At 70.1% G+C, this 14,959-nt stretch carries 11 protein-coding genes; all 11 read right to left on the reverse strand.

All coding sequences use genetic code 11. From position 1 onward, the window contains the following. Positions 1 to 24 precede the first annotated feature (24 nt). Complete coding sequence (gene pgi / locus ACIQAC_RS00390; protein ID WP_402185639.1) at positions 25 to 1,677, reverse strand: glucose-6-phosphate isomerase; 1,653 nt, start codon at positions 1,675 to 1,677, stop codon at positions 25 to 27. A gap of 181 nt (positions 1,678 to 1,858) precedes the next feature. Continuing rightward, a complete protein-coding gene (locus ACIQAC_RS00395; protein WP_078637775.1) occupies positions 1,859 to 2,194 on the reverse strand; it encodes an RNA polymerase-binding protein RbpA in 336 nt (111 codons plus the stop codon). Between the two features lie 214 nt (positions 2,195 to 2,408). Continuing rightward, a complete protein-coding gene (secG, locus tag ACIQAC_RS00400) occupies positions 2,409 to 2,636 on the reverse strand; it encodes a preprotein translocase subunit SecG (RefSeq protein WP_402185641.1) in 228 nt (75 codons plus the stop codon). Between the two features lie 143 nt (positions 2,637 to 2,779). Next, on the reverse strand, positions 2,780 to 3,556 hold the full coding sequence (gene tpiA, locus ACIQAC_RS00405; RefSeq protein WP_402185643.1) for a triose-phosphate isomerase: 777 nt from the start codon (positions 3,554 to 3,556) through the stop codon (positions 2,780 to 2,782). A 6-nt stretch (positions 3,557 to 3,562) separates the two neighbouring features. Beyond that, positions 3,563 to 4,774, reverse strand: a complete 1,212-nt coding sequence (locus ACIQAC_RS00410; RefSeq protein ID WP_402185644.1) for a phosphoglycerate kinase — start codon at positions 4,772 to 4,774, stop codon at positions 3,563 to 3,565. A 151-nt stretch (positions 4,775 to 4,925) separates the two neighbouring features. Then, positions 4,926 to 5,936, reverse strand: a complete 1,011-nt coding sequence (gene gap, locus ACIQAC_RS00415) for a type I glyceraldehyde-3-phosphate dehydrogenase (protein WP_402185646.1) — start codon at positions 5,934 to 5,936, stop codon at positions 4,926 to 4,928. 224 nt (positions 5,937 to 6,160) lie between these two features. After that, a complete protein-coding gene (locus ACIQAC_RS00420; protein ID WP_402185647.1) occupies positions 6,161 to 9,133 on the reverse strand; it encodes a M14 family zinc carboxypeptidase in 2,973 nt (990 codons plus the stop codon). Between the two features lie 558 nt (positions 9,134 to 9,691). Then, positions 9,692 to 10,681: a DNA-binding protein WhiA gene (gene whiA / locus ACIQAC_RS00425; protein ID WP_402185648.1), complete on the reverse strand. Its 990-nt coding sequence runs from the start codon at positions 10,679 to 10,681 to the stop codon at positions 9,692 to 9,694. Continuing rightward, positions 10,672 to 11,733: a uridine diphosphate-N-acetylglucosamine-binding protein YvcK gene (gene yvcK / locus ACIQAC_RS00430; protein ID WP_402185649.1), complete on the reverse strand. Its 1,062-nt coding sequence runs from the start codon at positions 11,731 to 11,733 to the stop codon at positions 10,672 to 10,674. The genes whiA and yvcK overlap by 10 nt, the downstream gene beginning before the upstream one ends. Continuing rightward, positions 11,730 to 12,737 (reverse strand): RNase adapter RapZ, encoded by a 1,008-nt coding sequence (rapZ, locus tag ACIQAC_RS00435; protein ID WP_402185651.1) that lies wholly within the window; start codon positions 12,735 to 12,737, stop codon positions 11,730 to 11,732. The genes yvcK and rapZ overlap by 4 nt, the downstream gene beginning before the upstream one ends. Further along, positions 12,734 to 14,860, reverse strand: a complete 2,127-nt coding sequence (uvrC, locus tag ACIQAC_RS00440) for an excinuclease ABC subunit UvrC (protein WP_402185652.1) — start codon at positions 14,858 to 14,860, stop codon at positions 12,734 to 12,736. Before uvrC ends, rapZ begins: the two co-directional genes overlap by 4 nt. Between the last annotated feature and the right edge of the window lie 99 nt (positions 14,861 to 14,959).

A 14,959-nucleotide genomic window follows, 5' to 3' on the forward strand; every position in this document is an offset into this window, starting at 1 on the left:
CGAGGGAGCCCGTCCGCCGGGTCGTCAGTTACGGCCGCGCAGTCCCCGGTACGTCGCCACCAGGGCCTTGGTGGACTCGTCGAGGCCCGGCACGTCCGCGCCCTCGGTGAGCGCGGGCTCGACCCGCTTGGCGAGGACCTTGCCGAGCTCCACGCCCCACTGGTCGAAGGAGTCGATGTTCCACACGGCCCCCTGGACGAACACCTTGTGCTCGTACAGCGCGATCAACTGGCCCAGCACGGACGGCGTCAGCTCACGCGCGAGGATCGTGGTCGTGGGGTGGTTGCCCTTGAACGTCTTGTGCGCGACCAGCTCCTCCGGCACCCCCTCGGCCCGTACCTCGTCGGGCGTCTTGCCGAAGGCCAGCGCCTGGGTCTGGGCGAAGAAGTTGGCCATCAGCAGGTCGTGCTGGGCCTTCAGCTCGTCGCTCAGCTCGGCCACCGGCTCCGCGAAGCCGATGAAGTCCGCCGGGATGAGCTTGGTGCCCTGGTGGATCAGCTGGTAGTAGGCGTGCTGTCCGTTGGTGCCGGGTGTGCCCCACACCACCGGGCCGGTCTGCCACTCCACGGCCCGGCCCTCGCGGTCCACGGACTTGCCGTTGGACTCCATGTCGAGCTGCTGGAGATACGCCGTGAACCTCGACAGGTAGTGCGAGTAGGGCAGCACCGCGTGCGACTGGGCGTTGTGGAAGTTGCCGTACCAGACGCCCAACAGGCCCAGCAGAAGCGGGACGTTGGACTCGGCGGGCGCGGTGCGGAAGTGCTCGTCGACGGTGTGGAAACCGGCGAGCATCTCGCGGAAGCGGTCCGGGCCGATCGCGATCATCAGCGAGAGGCCGATCGCGGAGTCGTAGGAGTAGCGGCCGCCGACCCAGTCCCAGAACTCGAACATGTTGTCCGGGTCGATACCGAAGTCCGTGACCTTCTCGGCGTTGGTCGACAGCGCCACGAAGTGCTTGGCGACGGCCTCGTCGGCACCGAGGGAATCCAGCAGCCAGGCACGGGCCGAGGTGGCGTTGGTGATGGTCTCGATCGTGGTGAAGGTCTTCGACGCGATGATGAACAGCGTCTCGGACGGGTCCAGGTCGCGGGTGGCCTCGTGCAGGTCGGCGCCGTCCACGTTGGAGACGAAGCGGACGGTGAGGGCGCGGTCGGTGAAGGCGCGCAGCACCTCGTAGGCCATCGCGGGGCCCAGGTCGGAGCCGCCGATGCCGATGTTGACGACGTTCCTGATCCGCTTGCCGGTGTGGCCGGTCCACTCGCCCGAGCGGACCCGGTCCGCGAAGGCGGCCATCTTGTCGAGGACCGCGTGCACCCGCGGCACGACGTTCTCGCCGTCGACCTCGATCACCGCGTCCCGCGGGGCGCGCAGCGCGGTGTGCAGGACCGCCCGGTCCTCGGTCGTGTTGATCTTCTCGCCGCGGAACATGGCGTCCCGCAGGCCGAACACGCCGGTGGCGGCGGCCAGCTCACGCAGCAGGCGCAGCGTCTCGTCGTTGACCAGATGTTTGGAGTGGTCGATGTGCAGATCGCCGACCCGGAGGGTGTAGCCGGTTCCACGGGACGGGTCGGCCGCGAACAGATCGCGCAGATGGGTGTCCGCGAGTTCCTCGCGGTGCTTGGCCAGAGCGGTCCACTCGGGCGTCTGATGGAGCCTGGTACGGCCGTCTGCGTTCATGGATCCCAACCTAGTTGATCAGCGGTGGACGTGAGTCGGCGTCGCCTCGTCAGGGCGTCACACAACAGATACGTGCACCGTGACCACAGGTGTCAGCACACCATGGACGCGCGGGCGGTCCCGCCGTCTGTGGCACAGACAGCTCCGGCCGGACACCTGTGGGTGCCGGCCGGTTCAATCTCTAGATCTCGCCCCGCAGTTTGGCGAGCGCCTCGGCGAGGATCGCCTCGCCGTCCGCGTCGCTGCGCCGCTCCCGCACATACGCCAGGTGCGTCTTGTAGGGCTCGGTGCGCGGCGGTGCCGGGGGGTTGTCCCGGTCCTGCCCTGCCGGAAAGCCACAGCGCGGGCAGTCCCAGGTCTCGGGCACCTGCGCGTCGCTGGCGAAGCTGGGCTGGGTCTCGTGCCCGTTGGAGCACCAGAAGGAGATGCGCAGACGCGGGGCGGACTCGCCCCGCTCGGCCTCGCCCATCGGCCCCGCCCCGACCCGGCTTCCTCGGATCGCGTTGCCACTTGCCACGGTCGTAACTCCCTGCGTGATGGTGCCGCGAAGCGAGTCGGCGTTTTCGCTTCGCTGCGAGCGCCTCAGTCTACGTAAGGCCCAACGCGCGTCCAGTGATTGGAGTTACAGGCCCCACACCTAGACGCAAGCCCCATGATAGGCCGCGCTGTGCAGCGCGTACCGAACATGGGGCGTTACGTACCGATTGGGCTTGCGGATCGGATCCGCGGGGTCAGTCCAGCTTCATCAGCAGGCCGAGCACGATGATGCACGCGACCCAGAGCAGACCGACGACCAGGGTGATGCGGTCGAGGTTGCGCTCGGCGACCGAAGAGCCACCGACGGACGACTGCATACCGCCACCGAACATGTCGGAGAGACCGCCGCCCTTGCCCTTGTGCATCAGCACCAGCAGCATCATCAGCAGGCTGAAGACGATCAGGGCGATCGAGAACCCCATAACCACGGCTGGACCAACTTCCTCGGATCTGGATCGACGACGGGGGCCGAAGCTTCACGGGTGAACTTTCGAAGCCCACCCTCAGAGCCTACGGCCCCCGCAAGGGTACGACGTATCGCCGCTACGGCCTACTCACAAGCCGGTCACTGATCGCGGAAGCGCACGATCTTGACGAACTCGTCCGCGTCCAGGGACGCGCCGCCGACCAGGGCGCCGTCGATGTCCGGCTTCGCCATGATCTCGGCGACGTTGCCGGCCTTGACGGAGCCGCCGTACTGGATGCGGACCCGGTCGGCCAGCTCCTGCGTGTACAGCTCGGCGAGCTTGCCGCGGATGGCCGCGCAGACCTCCTGGGCGTCGTCGGCGCCGCAGACCTTGCCGGTACCGATGGCCCACACCGGCTCGTAGGCGATCACGACCGACTCGGCCTGCTCGGCGGTGACGTCCTTGAGGCCGCCCTCGACCTGGGTGAGCGTGTGCGGGACGTGGTTGCCCGCGTCGCGGACCTCCAGCTCCTCGCCGACACACAGGATCGGGGTCAGACCGTGCTTGTAGGCGGCCTTGACCTTGGCGTTGACGATGTCGTCGGTCTCGGCGTGGTACTGGCGGCGCTCGGAGTGGCCGACGGCCACGTACGTGCACTTCAGCTTGGCCAGCATCGAGCCGGAGATCTCGCCGGTGTAGGCGCCGGAGTCCTGCGCCGAGAGATCCTGGGCGCCGTACTTGATCTTCAGCTTGTCGCCGTCGACCAGCGTCTGTACGGAACGCAGGTCGGTGAAGGGCGGCAGGACGGCGACCTCGACGGCCTCGTGGTCCTTGTCGGCCAGGGCGAAGGCGAGCTTCTGGACGTGTGCGATGGCCTCGAGGTGGTTGAGGTTCATCTTCCAGTTGCCAGCCATCAGGGGCGTACGGGTCGTCATGCGGGGTCAGTCCTCCAGTGCGGCAAGGCCGGGGAGCGTCTTGCCCTCGAGGTATTCGAGGGAGGCGCCGCCACCGGTCGAGATGTGGCCGAATGCGTTCTCGTCGAAGCCCAGGATCCGGACGGCCGCGGCGGAGTCGCCGCCGCCGACGACCGTGAAGGCCGGGGAGTCGAGAAGGGCCTGGGCGACCGCTTTGGTGCCCTCGGCGAAATCGGGGTGCTCGAAGACGCCCATCGGGCCGTTCCAGAAGACGGTGGCGGCGTCGGCGAGCTTCGAGGCGTACAGCTTGCGGGACTCCGGACCGATGTCCAGGCCCATCTGGCCGGCGGGCATGGCGTCCGCGGCGACGGTCGTGGGGTCGGCGGGAGCCTTGGTCTTGAGGTCCGGGAACGCGGGCGCGACCACCACGTCGGCGGGCAGCACCAGTTCGACGCCGCTCTTCTCGGCGCGCTCGATGTACTCGCTCACGACCTCCAGCTGGTCCTCCTGGACCAGGGACGAGCCGATCTCGTACCCCTTGGCCTTCAGGAAGGTGAAGACCATGCCGCCGCCGATCAGCAGGCGGTCGGCCTTGCCGAGCAGCTGGTCGATGACGGCGAGCTTGTCGGAGACCTTGGCGCCGCCGAGGACCACGGCGTAGGGCCGCTTGACGTCCTCGGTGAGCTTCTTCAGGACGCCGACCTCGGTGGCGATGAGGTAACCGGCGTAGTGCGGCAGCCGGGCCGGCAGGTCGTAGACCGAGGCGTGCTTGCGGTGCACGGCGCCGAAGCCGTCGCCGACGTAGACGTCCGCGAGGGCCGCCAGGCGGTCGGCGAACTCGCCGCGCTCGGTGTCGTCCTTGCTGGTCTCGCCCGCGTTGAAGCGCAGGTTCTCGATGACCGCGACCTGGCCGGGCTGAAGGCCGTTGACGGCGTCGTGGGCGGCGGGGCCCACGGTGTCCTGGGCGAACGCGACCGGCGTGCCCAGCAGTTCGGCGAGCCGCTCGGCGGCCTGGAGCAGGGAGAACGCCAGGTCGGGCGCGCCCTTGGGGCGGCCCAGGTGGGAGGCGACGACCACCTTGGCGCCCGCGTCGGCGAGGGCCTTGACGGTCGGCAGGACGGCCCGGATGCGGCCGTCGTCGGTGATGAGGCCGTCGGCCATCGGCACGTTGAGGTCGGCGCGGACGAAGACCCGCTTGCCGTCCACGCCTTCGGCGAGAAGTTCGTCGATCGTCTTCATGGAGCTACTCCTGGTCAGAGACTCTTGATCGTAGGAGGGCCGGCCGGTCCGCGGACGGGCCGGGGTGTGTCTGTACGTGAGTCAGGGCTCGGCCGGCGCGTCCCTGCGCCGGCCGAGCCCTGCTCTCACACGGAGATGCCCGCCCTGTGGATCAGAGCTGGTCGCCGACGAAGACCGTGAGGTCGACGAGGCGGTTGGAGTAGCCCCACTCGTTGTCGTACCAGCCGAGGATCTTCACCGTGTTGCCCTCCTGGACCATGGTCAGGGAGGAGTCGAAGGTGCAGGAGGCCGGGTCGCTGACGATGTCCGAGGAGACGATCTCGTCCTCGGTGTACACCAGGTAGCCCTTGAGGTCGCCGTCCTCGGAGGCCTTCTTGAACGCGGCGTTGACCTCGTCCTTGGTGACCTCGCGCTGGAGCGTCACAACCAGGTCGGTCGCCGAGCCGGTGGGGACCGGGACGCGCATCGCGATGCCGTCGAGCTTGCCCTTGAGCTGCGGCAGGACCAGCGCGGTGGCCTTCGCGGCACCGGTGGTGGTCGGGATGATGTTCTCGGCGGCGGCACGCGCGCGACGCAGGTCCTTGTGCGGGAAGTCCAGGATGCGCTGGTCGTTCGTGTACGCGTGCACCGTCGTCATCAGGCCCTTGACGATGCCGAAGTTCTCGTCCAGGACCTTCGCCATCGGCGCCACGCAGTTGGTGGTACACGAGGCGTTGGAGATGACGTGGTGGTTCGCCGGGTCGTACTTGTCCTGGTTGACGCCCATCACGATGGTGATGTCCTCGTCCTTGGCCGGAGCCGAGATGAGGACCTTCTTGGCGCCGCCGGCCAGGTGCTTGGCGGCGTCTTCCTTCTTGGTGAAGATGCCGGTCGACTCGATGACGATGTCGACACCCAGCTCGCCCCACGGAATGTCGGCGGGGTTGCGCTCGGACAGGACCTTGATCGTCCTGCCGTCGACCGTGATCGTGTCGGCGGTGTGGCTCACCTCGGCCTTGAGGCGGCCCAGGATGGTGTCGTACTTCAGCAGGTGCGCGGTGGTGGCGGTGTCACCCAGGTCGTTGACGGCCACGATCTCGATGTCGGCGCCCTGCTCCAGCAGTGCGCGGAAGTAGTTCCGACCGATGCGGCCAAACCCGTTGATGCCTACGCGGATCGTCACGAACCGATCTCCTCGTTGGTGCGCCGGCTCTCGATGCCGGCGAGCTGTATGGGATGTCCCCGACCACCCACGACCCTACCTCCCCGACGCCGCCGTGGTGACATCGAGACGGCCCCTACACGGACGGGCGGTCCGTACCCGTCAGTAGAGGTACGGACCGCCCGGGGCGCACGGTCCGGCCACCCGATGGGGTGGCCGGACCGTGTGGGTGGTTGACCTGTGGATCAGTCGTCGAGCGAGGCCAGCGCGCGGCGCACCAGCGCGTTGCGGTCGGCTGCCGACGTGAGGTGTTCCAGGCCGAAGCCGAGCAGCACGGTGTCCTCGGTGGTGACCGCTCCGTACGTCTGGAACAGCTCGCCCGCGAGCGCCCAGTCCTCGACGACGGCGGGGCTGCCGGCGGGCGGCCCCGCGACGGTCCACGCGCCGAGGCTGGTCTCGAACCCGTCGACCGGGCCCGCGGCGTCGCCGATGACGACACGCGCGTTGTCGGCGAGCACGCCGTGGCCCCCGGTGCCGGGGTCGGTGACGTAGCTCAGCGACAGCTCGACCGTCTTGCCCGCGTAGGCGGACAGGTCGAAGGAGACGTCCTGCCAGCCGGCGGAGGTGCCGGTCAGGCTGTTCCAGGCGCCGCTGGTCCCGCCGGAGACACAGCCGTCGGCGCTCCGGGAGAGATAGCGGGTGAGCGCGGGGTGGGCCTGGATGAAGAACCCGGCCGCGCACTCGGTGGGCACCGTGGAGGTGGTGGCGCCGTTCCTGTCCGGCAGTGTGGTCCAGTCGTCGGCGCCGGTGGTGCGCGCCTCCAGCAGGGCGTGGTCGTAGCCCTCCTCGGTGTCCCAGAGCAGCTGGGTGCGGAAGGTGGGCTGATCGGCGGCGGTCACCGAGGTGAGGTCCACGGTGCGGGTGAGCCGGTTCCAGGCGTAGTCGGAGTGCTTGACGGCGGCCATGGACGCGCCCTCGAAGGGCCCGTACGGATTGACCGTGCCCGGGTACTGGCCTCCGCCCGCGCTGCGGAACTGCGGGTAGGTGTCGGCCGGCAGTTCGTCGGAGGTGACACCGAAGGACCCGGCGGTGTCCAGCGGGTTGCCGGGCGCACCCCCGAGCGGTCCCGAGGCGCCCGCGAGCGCGCCGGAGCCCTCGAACGCGGTGACGCCGGGCTGCGAGGTGCGGGAGTAGGCGCCCAGGTAGTACTGGCTGAAGTCGTTGGACGGGGTGCCGTCACCGAGGTTGACGCTGCCGCCGGCCCGCTCGCCCGCCTCGATCAGCCGGCCGCCCTCGTTGAGGAAGGCGCGCAGCTGGAGCTGGGTCGGATTGCCGGGCACGGCCGCGCCCGTGTAGTGGACGACGGTGTCGAAGTGGCCGAGCACACCGAGCGCGTCGGGCGCGCCCTGCTTGGCGACGTCCCAGACGATCGCCCTGCGGCCGTTGGCGCGCAGCGCGTCGACGTAGGTCTGCGCCTGCGTGGCCGCGGCGCCTTCCTCGGCGACCACCAGGGTGTCGGCGCGGGGCCGTTCGGCGATGGTGTAGGTGAAGCGCTGGCTGGACACCTTCTTGCCCGCGCGGGTCTCGCCGGTGAACCAGACCTCGACCTTGTCGCCCGGCTCGCCGTCCTGGACCTTGGCGCGGTACTCGTCGAAGTAGAGGTTGTCCTCACCGCCGTAGGTCTCGCCGCCCTTCCAGGACCGCAGTGCCTGGTCGTGCGTACGGCCGCCGTTCACGCGGTACCTGAGCTCCTTGTCGCGCACCGACTTGCGGGCGACGACGGAGATCTCCTGGTCGGCGCCGCGGGAGTACGACGTGGTGAAGGCCGCCGGGGTGAAGTCGGGGGCGTCGACACCGACCGAGGACTTGGGGCGGTCCGGGGTGGCCGCGGACTCGGCGACGGAGAGCGCGAAGGGGATGTTCTTCGCGAACTCCTGCTGGATCAGCTTCTCGTCGTCCGGGAAGTTGAAGCCCGACTGGCAGTCGGCGGGGTTCCACTCGTCGTCCGGGTCGAGGGCCGAGATCGTCTGGCAGGTGGACATCTCCGGGGTGAACATCGCGGTGCCGTTGACGTTGGCCGCGTGTCCGTCGGCCTCGCCGTTAGTCGTGTACAGCTCGGAGGAGACCTGCGGGTGGTAGCCGGGGATCGCCGAGTTCTCGGGGGTGCCGGCGAGCGCCTTGTAGAGGACGTCGTCCGGGGTCTGGGTGGCGACCTGCCAGCCGACGCCGTAGAGCAGCAGTTCCGCGGCGGAGTGGTAGTTGATGCCGTACTCGAAGCCGATCCGGCGTTCGAAGGCGTCGATCGCCTTGGTCTCGGGCTCGGAGTTCGGGCCGGGGCCGCGGTAGGTCTGGCTGGTGGGCTCCGGGGAGGAACCCTCGTCGTCGTAGCCCCACTTGTAGGAGAAGTTGCGGTTGAGGTCGACGCCGTCACCGGTGGAGATGACCCCGTCGCCGTTCATGTCCCGCAGGTTCTTGCGCCAGAGCCGGTTGTCCTCGTTCTCGAACGTGTAGTCGTAGCCGTCGGGGTTGGCCGAGAGCACGAACCACAGCTCGGTCGAGTCGACGATCTTCTTGATCCGCCGGTCGTTGTCGTAGTTGTCCACGTAGTGGTGGAGCAGCCGGCGGGTCATCTCCGGGGTGATCCACTCACGCGCGTGCTGGTTCGACATGTACAGCACGGAGGGCTTGGAGCCGTCCTTGGTCTTCTTGGCGTTCTTGGTGAGCTTGAGCGCGAGGATGTCCTGGCCCTGGACGGTCTTCCCGATGGAGACGACCTTGGTCAGGCCCGGGTTCTCCTGAGCCGTCCGCAGGATCTCCTCCTGGAGACCGCCGCTGCCGCTGTACGGCCGGAAAACGCCGTCGGCCGCGGCCTCCACTCGCGCTTCGGCCTTCGCGGAGACCTTGTGCTCGGCGAGGTCGACGCCCTGCTTCTCCAGCTTGTCGGCCTGCGGTTCGGTGAGGAAGACCTCGACCGTGGCGGTGCCCTTCTCGGGCACCTGTTCGCTGAGTTCGTGGCCGTCCTGGCCGGCCGCCAGCAGCAGGGGTACCTGCTGTTTGGTGACCTCGGCCCGGAAGACCTTGACCTCGTCCCCGTCGGACGAGGAGGGCTTGGCGGCGGGAAGTGAACTGCCGCTCTGCGCCTGGGCAATGGGTGCGATGAACGCTCCGGTCATCAGAAGCGTGCCGACAGCGAGGATCGATCTCGCTCTTCGTCTCATGAACCCCCCTAGCAGGTGCTCGCCACAGTGGCGAATGGTTGCCAGGCTCATGTCACCCGATGATCAAGTCAAGGGGGCGTTCCACGCCGCCAACACGCCGACACCGCCGCCCGGGTGGACGACGGGACGGCGGGAGGGGGTGGTTGGGGGGTGCGGTGCTGGTCGGGGGGGGTGGATGGGTCCTGGGGGCGGGCGGTCCGAGTCGGAGACCGACGGTCGGAATCGGGGGCGGGGGGCTTGGGGCCGGGGGCCGGGGGCCAGCGGCTCGGGGCCGCGGGCCGGCGGCTTGGGGCCGGAAGCCGGAATCGGAGGCCAGCAGCTCGGGGCCGGAAGCCGGAATCGGCGGCCGGAATCGGCGGTCGGCGTCGGCTGCCGGCGTTCGGCGTCGGCTGCCTGGGGCCGGAGGCTTCGGAGGAGGCCGGGGGGCCGGGGGGGGACCCCCGTCGGCGCGGGGGTCTGCCGGTCGCGGGGGGCCTACGACGACCCCGTCGGGGTCGATGGTCGTACGGCCGCACCCGACCGGCAGGTCCCGCGTACCCGGCGCCCTTGCCGACCGGGCTACCCGGCGACGTTGTCGACCAGGTCCTCGGAGAGGTTGGCGTCCGTGCCCGGGATGCCGAGGTCCCCGGCGCGCTTGTCGGCCATGGCGAGCAGGCGGCGGATGCGGCCGGCGACGGCGTCCTTGGTGAGCGGCGGGTCGGCGAGAGCGCCCAGCTCCTCCAGCGAGGCCTGCTTGTGGTCCATACGCAGCCGGCCTGCGGCGGCGAGGTGCTCGGGGACCTCCTCGCCGAGGATCTCCAGGGCGCGCTGCACCCGGGCACCGGCGGCGACGGCCGCGCGGGCCGACCGGCGCAGGTTGGCGTCGTCGAAGTTGGCGAGCCGGTTCGCCGTGGCGCGGACCTCGCGCCGCATCCGGCGCTCCTCCCAGGCCAGCACCGACTCATGGGCGCCGAGCCGGGTGAGCAGCGCGCCGATCGCGTCGCCGTCGCGCACCACCACGCGGTCCACGCCGCGCACCTCGCGGGCCTTCGCGGCGATCGACAGCCGGCGGGCCGCGCCGACCAGGGCGAGCGCCGCCTCGGGACCGGGGCAGGTCACCTCGAGGGAGGACGACCGGCCGGGCTCGGTGAGCGAGCCGTGCGCCAGGAAGGCGCCGCGCCAGGCCGCCTCGGCGTCACAGGTGGCCCCCGAGACCACCTGCGGCGGCAGCCCGCGGATCGGACGGCCTCTGCCGTCGACCAGACCCGTCTGCCGGGCCAGCTGGTCGCCACCGGCGACCACCCGCACGACGTAGCGCGAACCGCGCCGCAACCCGCCCGGCGCCATCACGATCAGCTCCGAGCTGTGCCCGAAGATCTCAAGAATGTCCCGCTTGAGGCGGCGAGCCGCCATCGCGGTGTCCAGCTCCGCCTCGATCACGATGCGCCCGCTGACCAGGTGAAGGCCGCCGGCGAACCGCAGAATCGCGGAGACCTCCGCCTTCCGACAGCAGGTCCGGGTGACGGGGAGCCGGGAGATCTCATCCTTCACCGCTGGCGTCATCGCCATGGGCCGATCCTTCCATGCATCCGAAAAATACGGTCGTACGCGGCGGCCAGCTGCTCCGGGTCGTGCCGGGGAGTCCCGTCGGGCCGGGCCACCGGCGCCAGCTCCACCGCGGCTCCGAACCGCTTGGCGGCATCGGTCAGCGAGTCGCGATCGGGCACGGCGGCCTCGTCGGCCAGCACCACGTCCAGGGCGAGTTTAGGGGCGTGTCGTCCCAAAACCTCCAAATGACGCTGCGGGGAGAACCCCTCGGTTTCTCCGGGCTGCGGCGCGAGGTTCAGGGAGAGCACCCGGCGGGCCTTCGTCTCGGTCAGCGCGTCCAGCAGTTCGGGGACCAGCAGATGCGGGATGACCGACGAGAACCAGGACCCCGGGCCGAGCACCACCCAGTCGGCGTCGAGGACCGCGGCGACGGCCTCCGGGACGGCCGGCGGGTCGTTCGGCACCAGGTGGACGGACTGGACCTCGCCCGGGGTGAGCGCGACGTTCGCCTGTCCGCGGACCGTGTCGATCGCGTCCGGCAGCTCCGGGTCGTGGCCCCTCACCAGGGCCTGGAGCTCCAGCGGCACGGCCGACATCGGCAGCACCCGGCCCTGCGCGCCGAGCAGCCTGCCGACCAGGTCGAGCGCCTGGACATGGTCGCCGAGCTGCTCCCACAGCGCGACGATCAGCAGATTGCCGACCGCGTGGCCGTGCATCTCGCCCTTGGACTGGAAGCGGTGCTGGATGACCCGGGCCCACGTCTGGCCCCAGTCGTCGTCCCCGCAGAGCGCGGCGAGCGCCTTGCGCAGATCGCCCGGCGGCAGCACCCCCAGCTCGTCGCGGAGCCGGCCGCTGGAGCCGCCGTCGTCGGCCACGGTGACCACGGCCGTGAGGTCGCCGGTGATCCGGCGCAGCGCGGCGAGCGAGGCGGACAGCCCCATGCCGCCGCCGAGCGCGACCACCTTGGGCTGGGCGCCGCGCCGGCGCACCCGGCCGCCCCGCCCCGCGGGGACCGAGCGGCCCTCGGGGGCCATCCGGCGCAGCCTGCTCAGCCGCGGTGTACGTCCGGTCATTCCCGTCCCATGTCCCGGTGTACGACCACCGTCTCCACACCCTCGGCCGCGAGGCGCGCGGCGAGCTTCTCCGACATGGCCACCGAGCGGTGCTTGCCGCCCGTACAGCCGATGGCGATGGTCACATAGCGCTTGCCCTCGCGGCGGTACCCGGCCGCGACCAGCCGCAGCAGCTCGGCGTAGCGGTCGAGGAACTCCTTCGCGCCGGGCTGGTTGAACACGTACGCGGCGACGTCCTCGTTGAGGCCGTTGAACGGGCGCAGCTCCGGGACCCAGTGCGGGTTGGGCAGGAACCGCATGTCCGCGACCAGGTCGGCGTCGACCGGGAGGCCGTACTTGAACCCGAACGACATCACCGTGGCCCGCAGCTCGGGCTCCTCGTCGCCGGCGAACTGGGCGTCCATCTTGGCCCGCAGCTCGTGCACGTTGAGGCTGGAGGTGTCGATCACCAGGTCGGCGTCGCCGCGCAGCTCGCGCAGCAGCTCGCGCTCCGCCTCGATGCCGTCGACGATCCGGCCGTCGCCCTGCAACGGGTGCGGTCTGCGTACCGACTCGAAGCGGCGCACCAGGGCGTCGTCCGACGACTCCAGGAAGACGATCCGCCGGGTGACGTGCTTCGCCTCCAGGTCGGCGAGCGACTCGCGGAGGTTGTCGAAGAACCGCCGGCCGCGCACGTCGACGACGACCGCGATCCGCGCCACGTTGCCCTGGGAGCGGGCGCCGAGCTCCACCATGGTGGGGATCAGCGCGGGCGGGAGGTTGTCCACCACGAACCAGCCGAGGTCCTCCAGGCACTTCGCGGCCGTGGACCGGCCGGCCCCCGACATGCCGGAGATGATCACCAGCTCGGGGATGGCGGTGTCCGGGATCCCGGGTGCCGCCGCGTCGTCCGTACTCACCTGATCTCCGTCGTCCTGCCGTGTGCCGTCCTTGACGGCATCCTCGTCCGGGTCCCTGTGGACCGGTTCCTGCTCGTCGGGACTCTGCTTCTCTTGCTCGGTCATCTCTCCTGCCCCCGTCGCTCGTCCGGGGCGCCCGCTGTCACGGGCTCCCCCGAGGCGTCCGCCGTCGTCCCGGGCGCCTCGTCCTCCATGTCGTCCATGATCTCTCCGGTCGCCGTGTTGACGGCGGGGGCGGCCGGGGCCGCCCGGGCGAGGGCCGCGGCGACGATTTCCGCCGTCTTGCGGCCTATACCCGGTACCTCACAGATCTCGTCGATTGTCGCGGACCGCAGCTTCTTCACCGAACCGAAGTGCTTGATCAGTGCCTGCTTGCGGGTCTCGCCGAGCCCCGGCACCTCGTCCAGCGGGCCGGCCCGGAAGCGCTTGGCCCGCTTGGTGCGCTGGTAGGTGATCGCGAACCGGTGCGCCTCGTCGCGGACGCGTTGCAGCAGATAGAGGCCTTCGCTGGTGCGCGGCAGGACGACCGGGTCCTCGTCGTCGGGGAGCCAGACCTCCTCCAGGCGCTTCGCGAGGCCGCAGACGGCGATGTCGTCGATGCCCAGCTCGTCCAGCGCGCGCCGGGCCGCCAGCACCTGCGGGCGGCCGCCGTCGACGACGACGAGCTGCGGCGGGTAGGCGAACTTCTTCGGCCTGCCGTCCTCGTCCTTGAGGCCCGTACCGATCCCGTCACCGAGGGCGTCCGTGTCGTCGGCGACCTGCCCGTCGCCGTTCGGCGTGGCGTTGATGTCCTTGGGGTCGCTGTCGTCCACCCACTCGCCGGTGCGCTCCTTCTCGGCGAGGTAGCGCCTGAAGCGGCGGGTGATCACCTCGTGCATGGACCGGACGTCGTCCTGGCCCTCGAAGCCCTTGATCTGGAAGCGGCGGTACTCGCTCTTGCGGCCCAGCCCGTCCTCGAAGACGACCATGGACGCCACCACGTCGTCGCCCTGGAGGTGCGAGATGTCGTAGCACTCGATCCGCAGCGGGGCGCTGTCCAGGTCGAGCGCGTCGGCGATCTCCTCCAGCGCGCGGGAGCGGGTGGTCAGGTCCGAGGCGCGCTTGGTCTTGTGCAGCACGAGCCCCTGCTGGGCGTTGCGCTGCACCGTCTCCATCAGGGCCTTCTTGTCGCCGCGCTGCGGAATGCGCAGGGAGACGTTGGAACCGCGCCGGTCGGCCAGCCACTGCTGGACCGGCTCGATCGGGTCCGGCAGGGCGGGGACCAGGACCTCCTTGGGCACGGCGTCGCCGGTCTCCTCGCCGTACAGCTGCTGGAGGGCGTGCTCGACGAGGGCGCCGGTGGTGATCTCCTCGACCTTGTCGGTGACCCAGCCGCGCTGGCCGCGCACCCGTCCGCCGCGGACGTGGAAGATCTGCACGGCCGCCTCCAGCTCGTCCTCGGCGACCGCGATCAGATCGGCGTCGGTGGCGTCGGCGAGCACCACCGCGTTCTTCTCCATGGCCTTGCGCAGGGCCTCGATGTCGTCGCGCAGACGGGCCGCCCGCTCGTACTCCATGTCCTCGGCCGCCTCCGCCATCTGCCGCTCCAGGCGGCGCAGATAGGTGCCCGTGCGGCCGGTCATGAAGTCGCAGAACTCGTCGGCGAGTTCGTGGTGCTCCTCCTGCGTGATCCGGTCGACGCAGGGGGCCGAGCACTTGCCGATGTAGCCCAGCAGACAGGGGCGGCCGGTGCGCGAGGCGTTCTTGAAGACGCCGGCCGAGCAGGTGCGCACCGGGAAGACGCGCAGCAGCAGGTCGACGGTGTCGCGGATGGCCCAGGCGTGCCCGTACGGCCCGAAGTAGCGCACGCCCTTCTTCTTGTGACCGCGCATCACCTGTACCCGGGGGTACTTCTCGTTCATCGTCACCGCGAGGTACGGGTAGCTCTTGTCGTCGCGGTACTTGACGTTGAACCTGGGGTCGAACTCCTTGATCCAGGAGTACTCCAGCTGAAGGGCCTCGACCTCCGTGGACACCACCGTCCACTCCACGGACGCGGCGGTGGTCACCATCGAGCGGGTGCGCGGGTGGAGACCGGTCAGATCCTGGAAATAGTTGGCCAGGCGCTGGCGCAGACTCTTCGCCTTCCCGACGTAGATCACCCGGCGGTGCTCGTCGCGGAACTTGTACACCCCGGGAGAGTCCGGGATCTCACCCGGCCTGGGGCGGTAGCTGGAGGGATCGGCCATGTCTCACACCCTACTGGCGAGGAGTGACAGTCCGACGAGGCTGTGGACAACCACCGGTGTCACTCTGCGTGACCGGCCCGGCGACCACAACCCGGCTCG

This window comes from Streptomyces sp. NPDC088387, assembly GCF_044753385.1.
In the GTDB taxonomy this organism is placed as follows: Bacteria; Actinomycetota; Actinomycetes; order Streptomycetales; family Streptomycetaceae; genus Streptomyces.

Coding starts and splice junctions, on each gene's coding strand:
- ACIQAC_RS00420 (WP_402185647.1), bottom strand. CDS start 9,133: ATGAGACGAAGAGCGAGATCGATCCTCGCTGTCGGCACGCTTCTGATG.
- yvcK (WP_402185649.1), bottom strand. CDS start 11,733: ATGACCGGACGTACACCGCGGCTGAGCAGGCTGCGCCGGATGGCCCCC.
- tpiA (WP_402185643.1), bottom strand. CDS start 3,556: ATGACGACCCGTACGCCCCTGATGGCTGGCAACTGGAAGATGAACCTC.
- uvrC (WP_402185652.1), bottom strand. CDS start 14,860: ATGGCCGATCCCTCCAGCTACCGCCCCAGGCCGGGTGAGATCCCGGAC.
- rapZ (WP_402185651.1), bottom strand. CDS start 12,737: ATGACCGAGCAAGAGAAGCAGAGTCCCGACGAGCAGGAACCGGTCCAC.
- pgi (WP_402185639.1), bottom strand. CDS start 1,677: ATGAACGCAGACGGCCGTACCAGGCTCCATCAGACGCCCGAGTGGACC.
- ACIQAC_RS00410 (WP_402185644.1), bottom strand. CDS start 4,774: ATGAAGACGATCGACGAACTTCTCGCCGAAGGCGTGGACGGCAAGCGG.
- secG (WP_402185641.1), bottom strand. CDS start 2,636: ATGGGGTTCTCGATCGCCCTGATCGTCTTCAGCCTGCTGATGATGCTG.
- whiA (WP_402185648.1), bottom strand. CDS start 10,681: ATGGCGATGACGCCAGCGGTGAAGGATGAGATCTCCCGGCTCCCCGTC.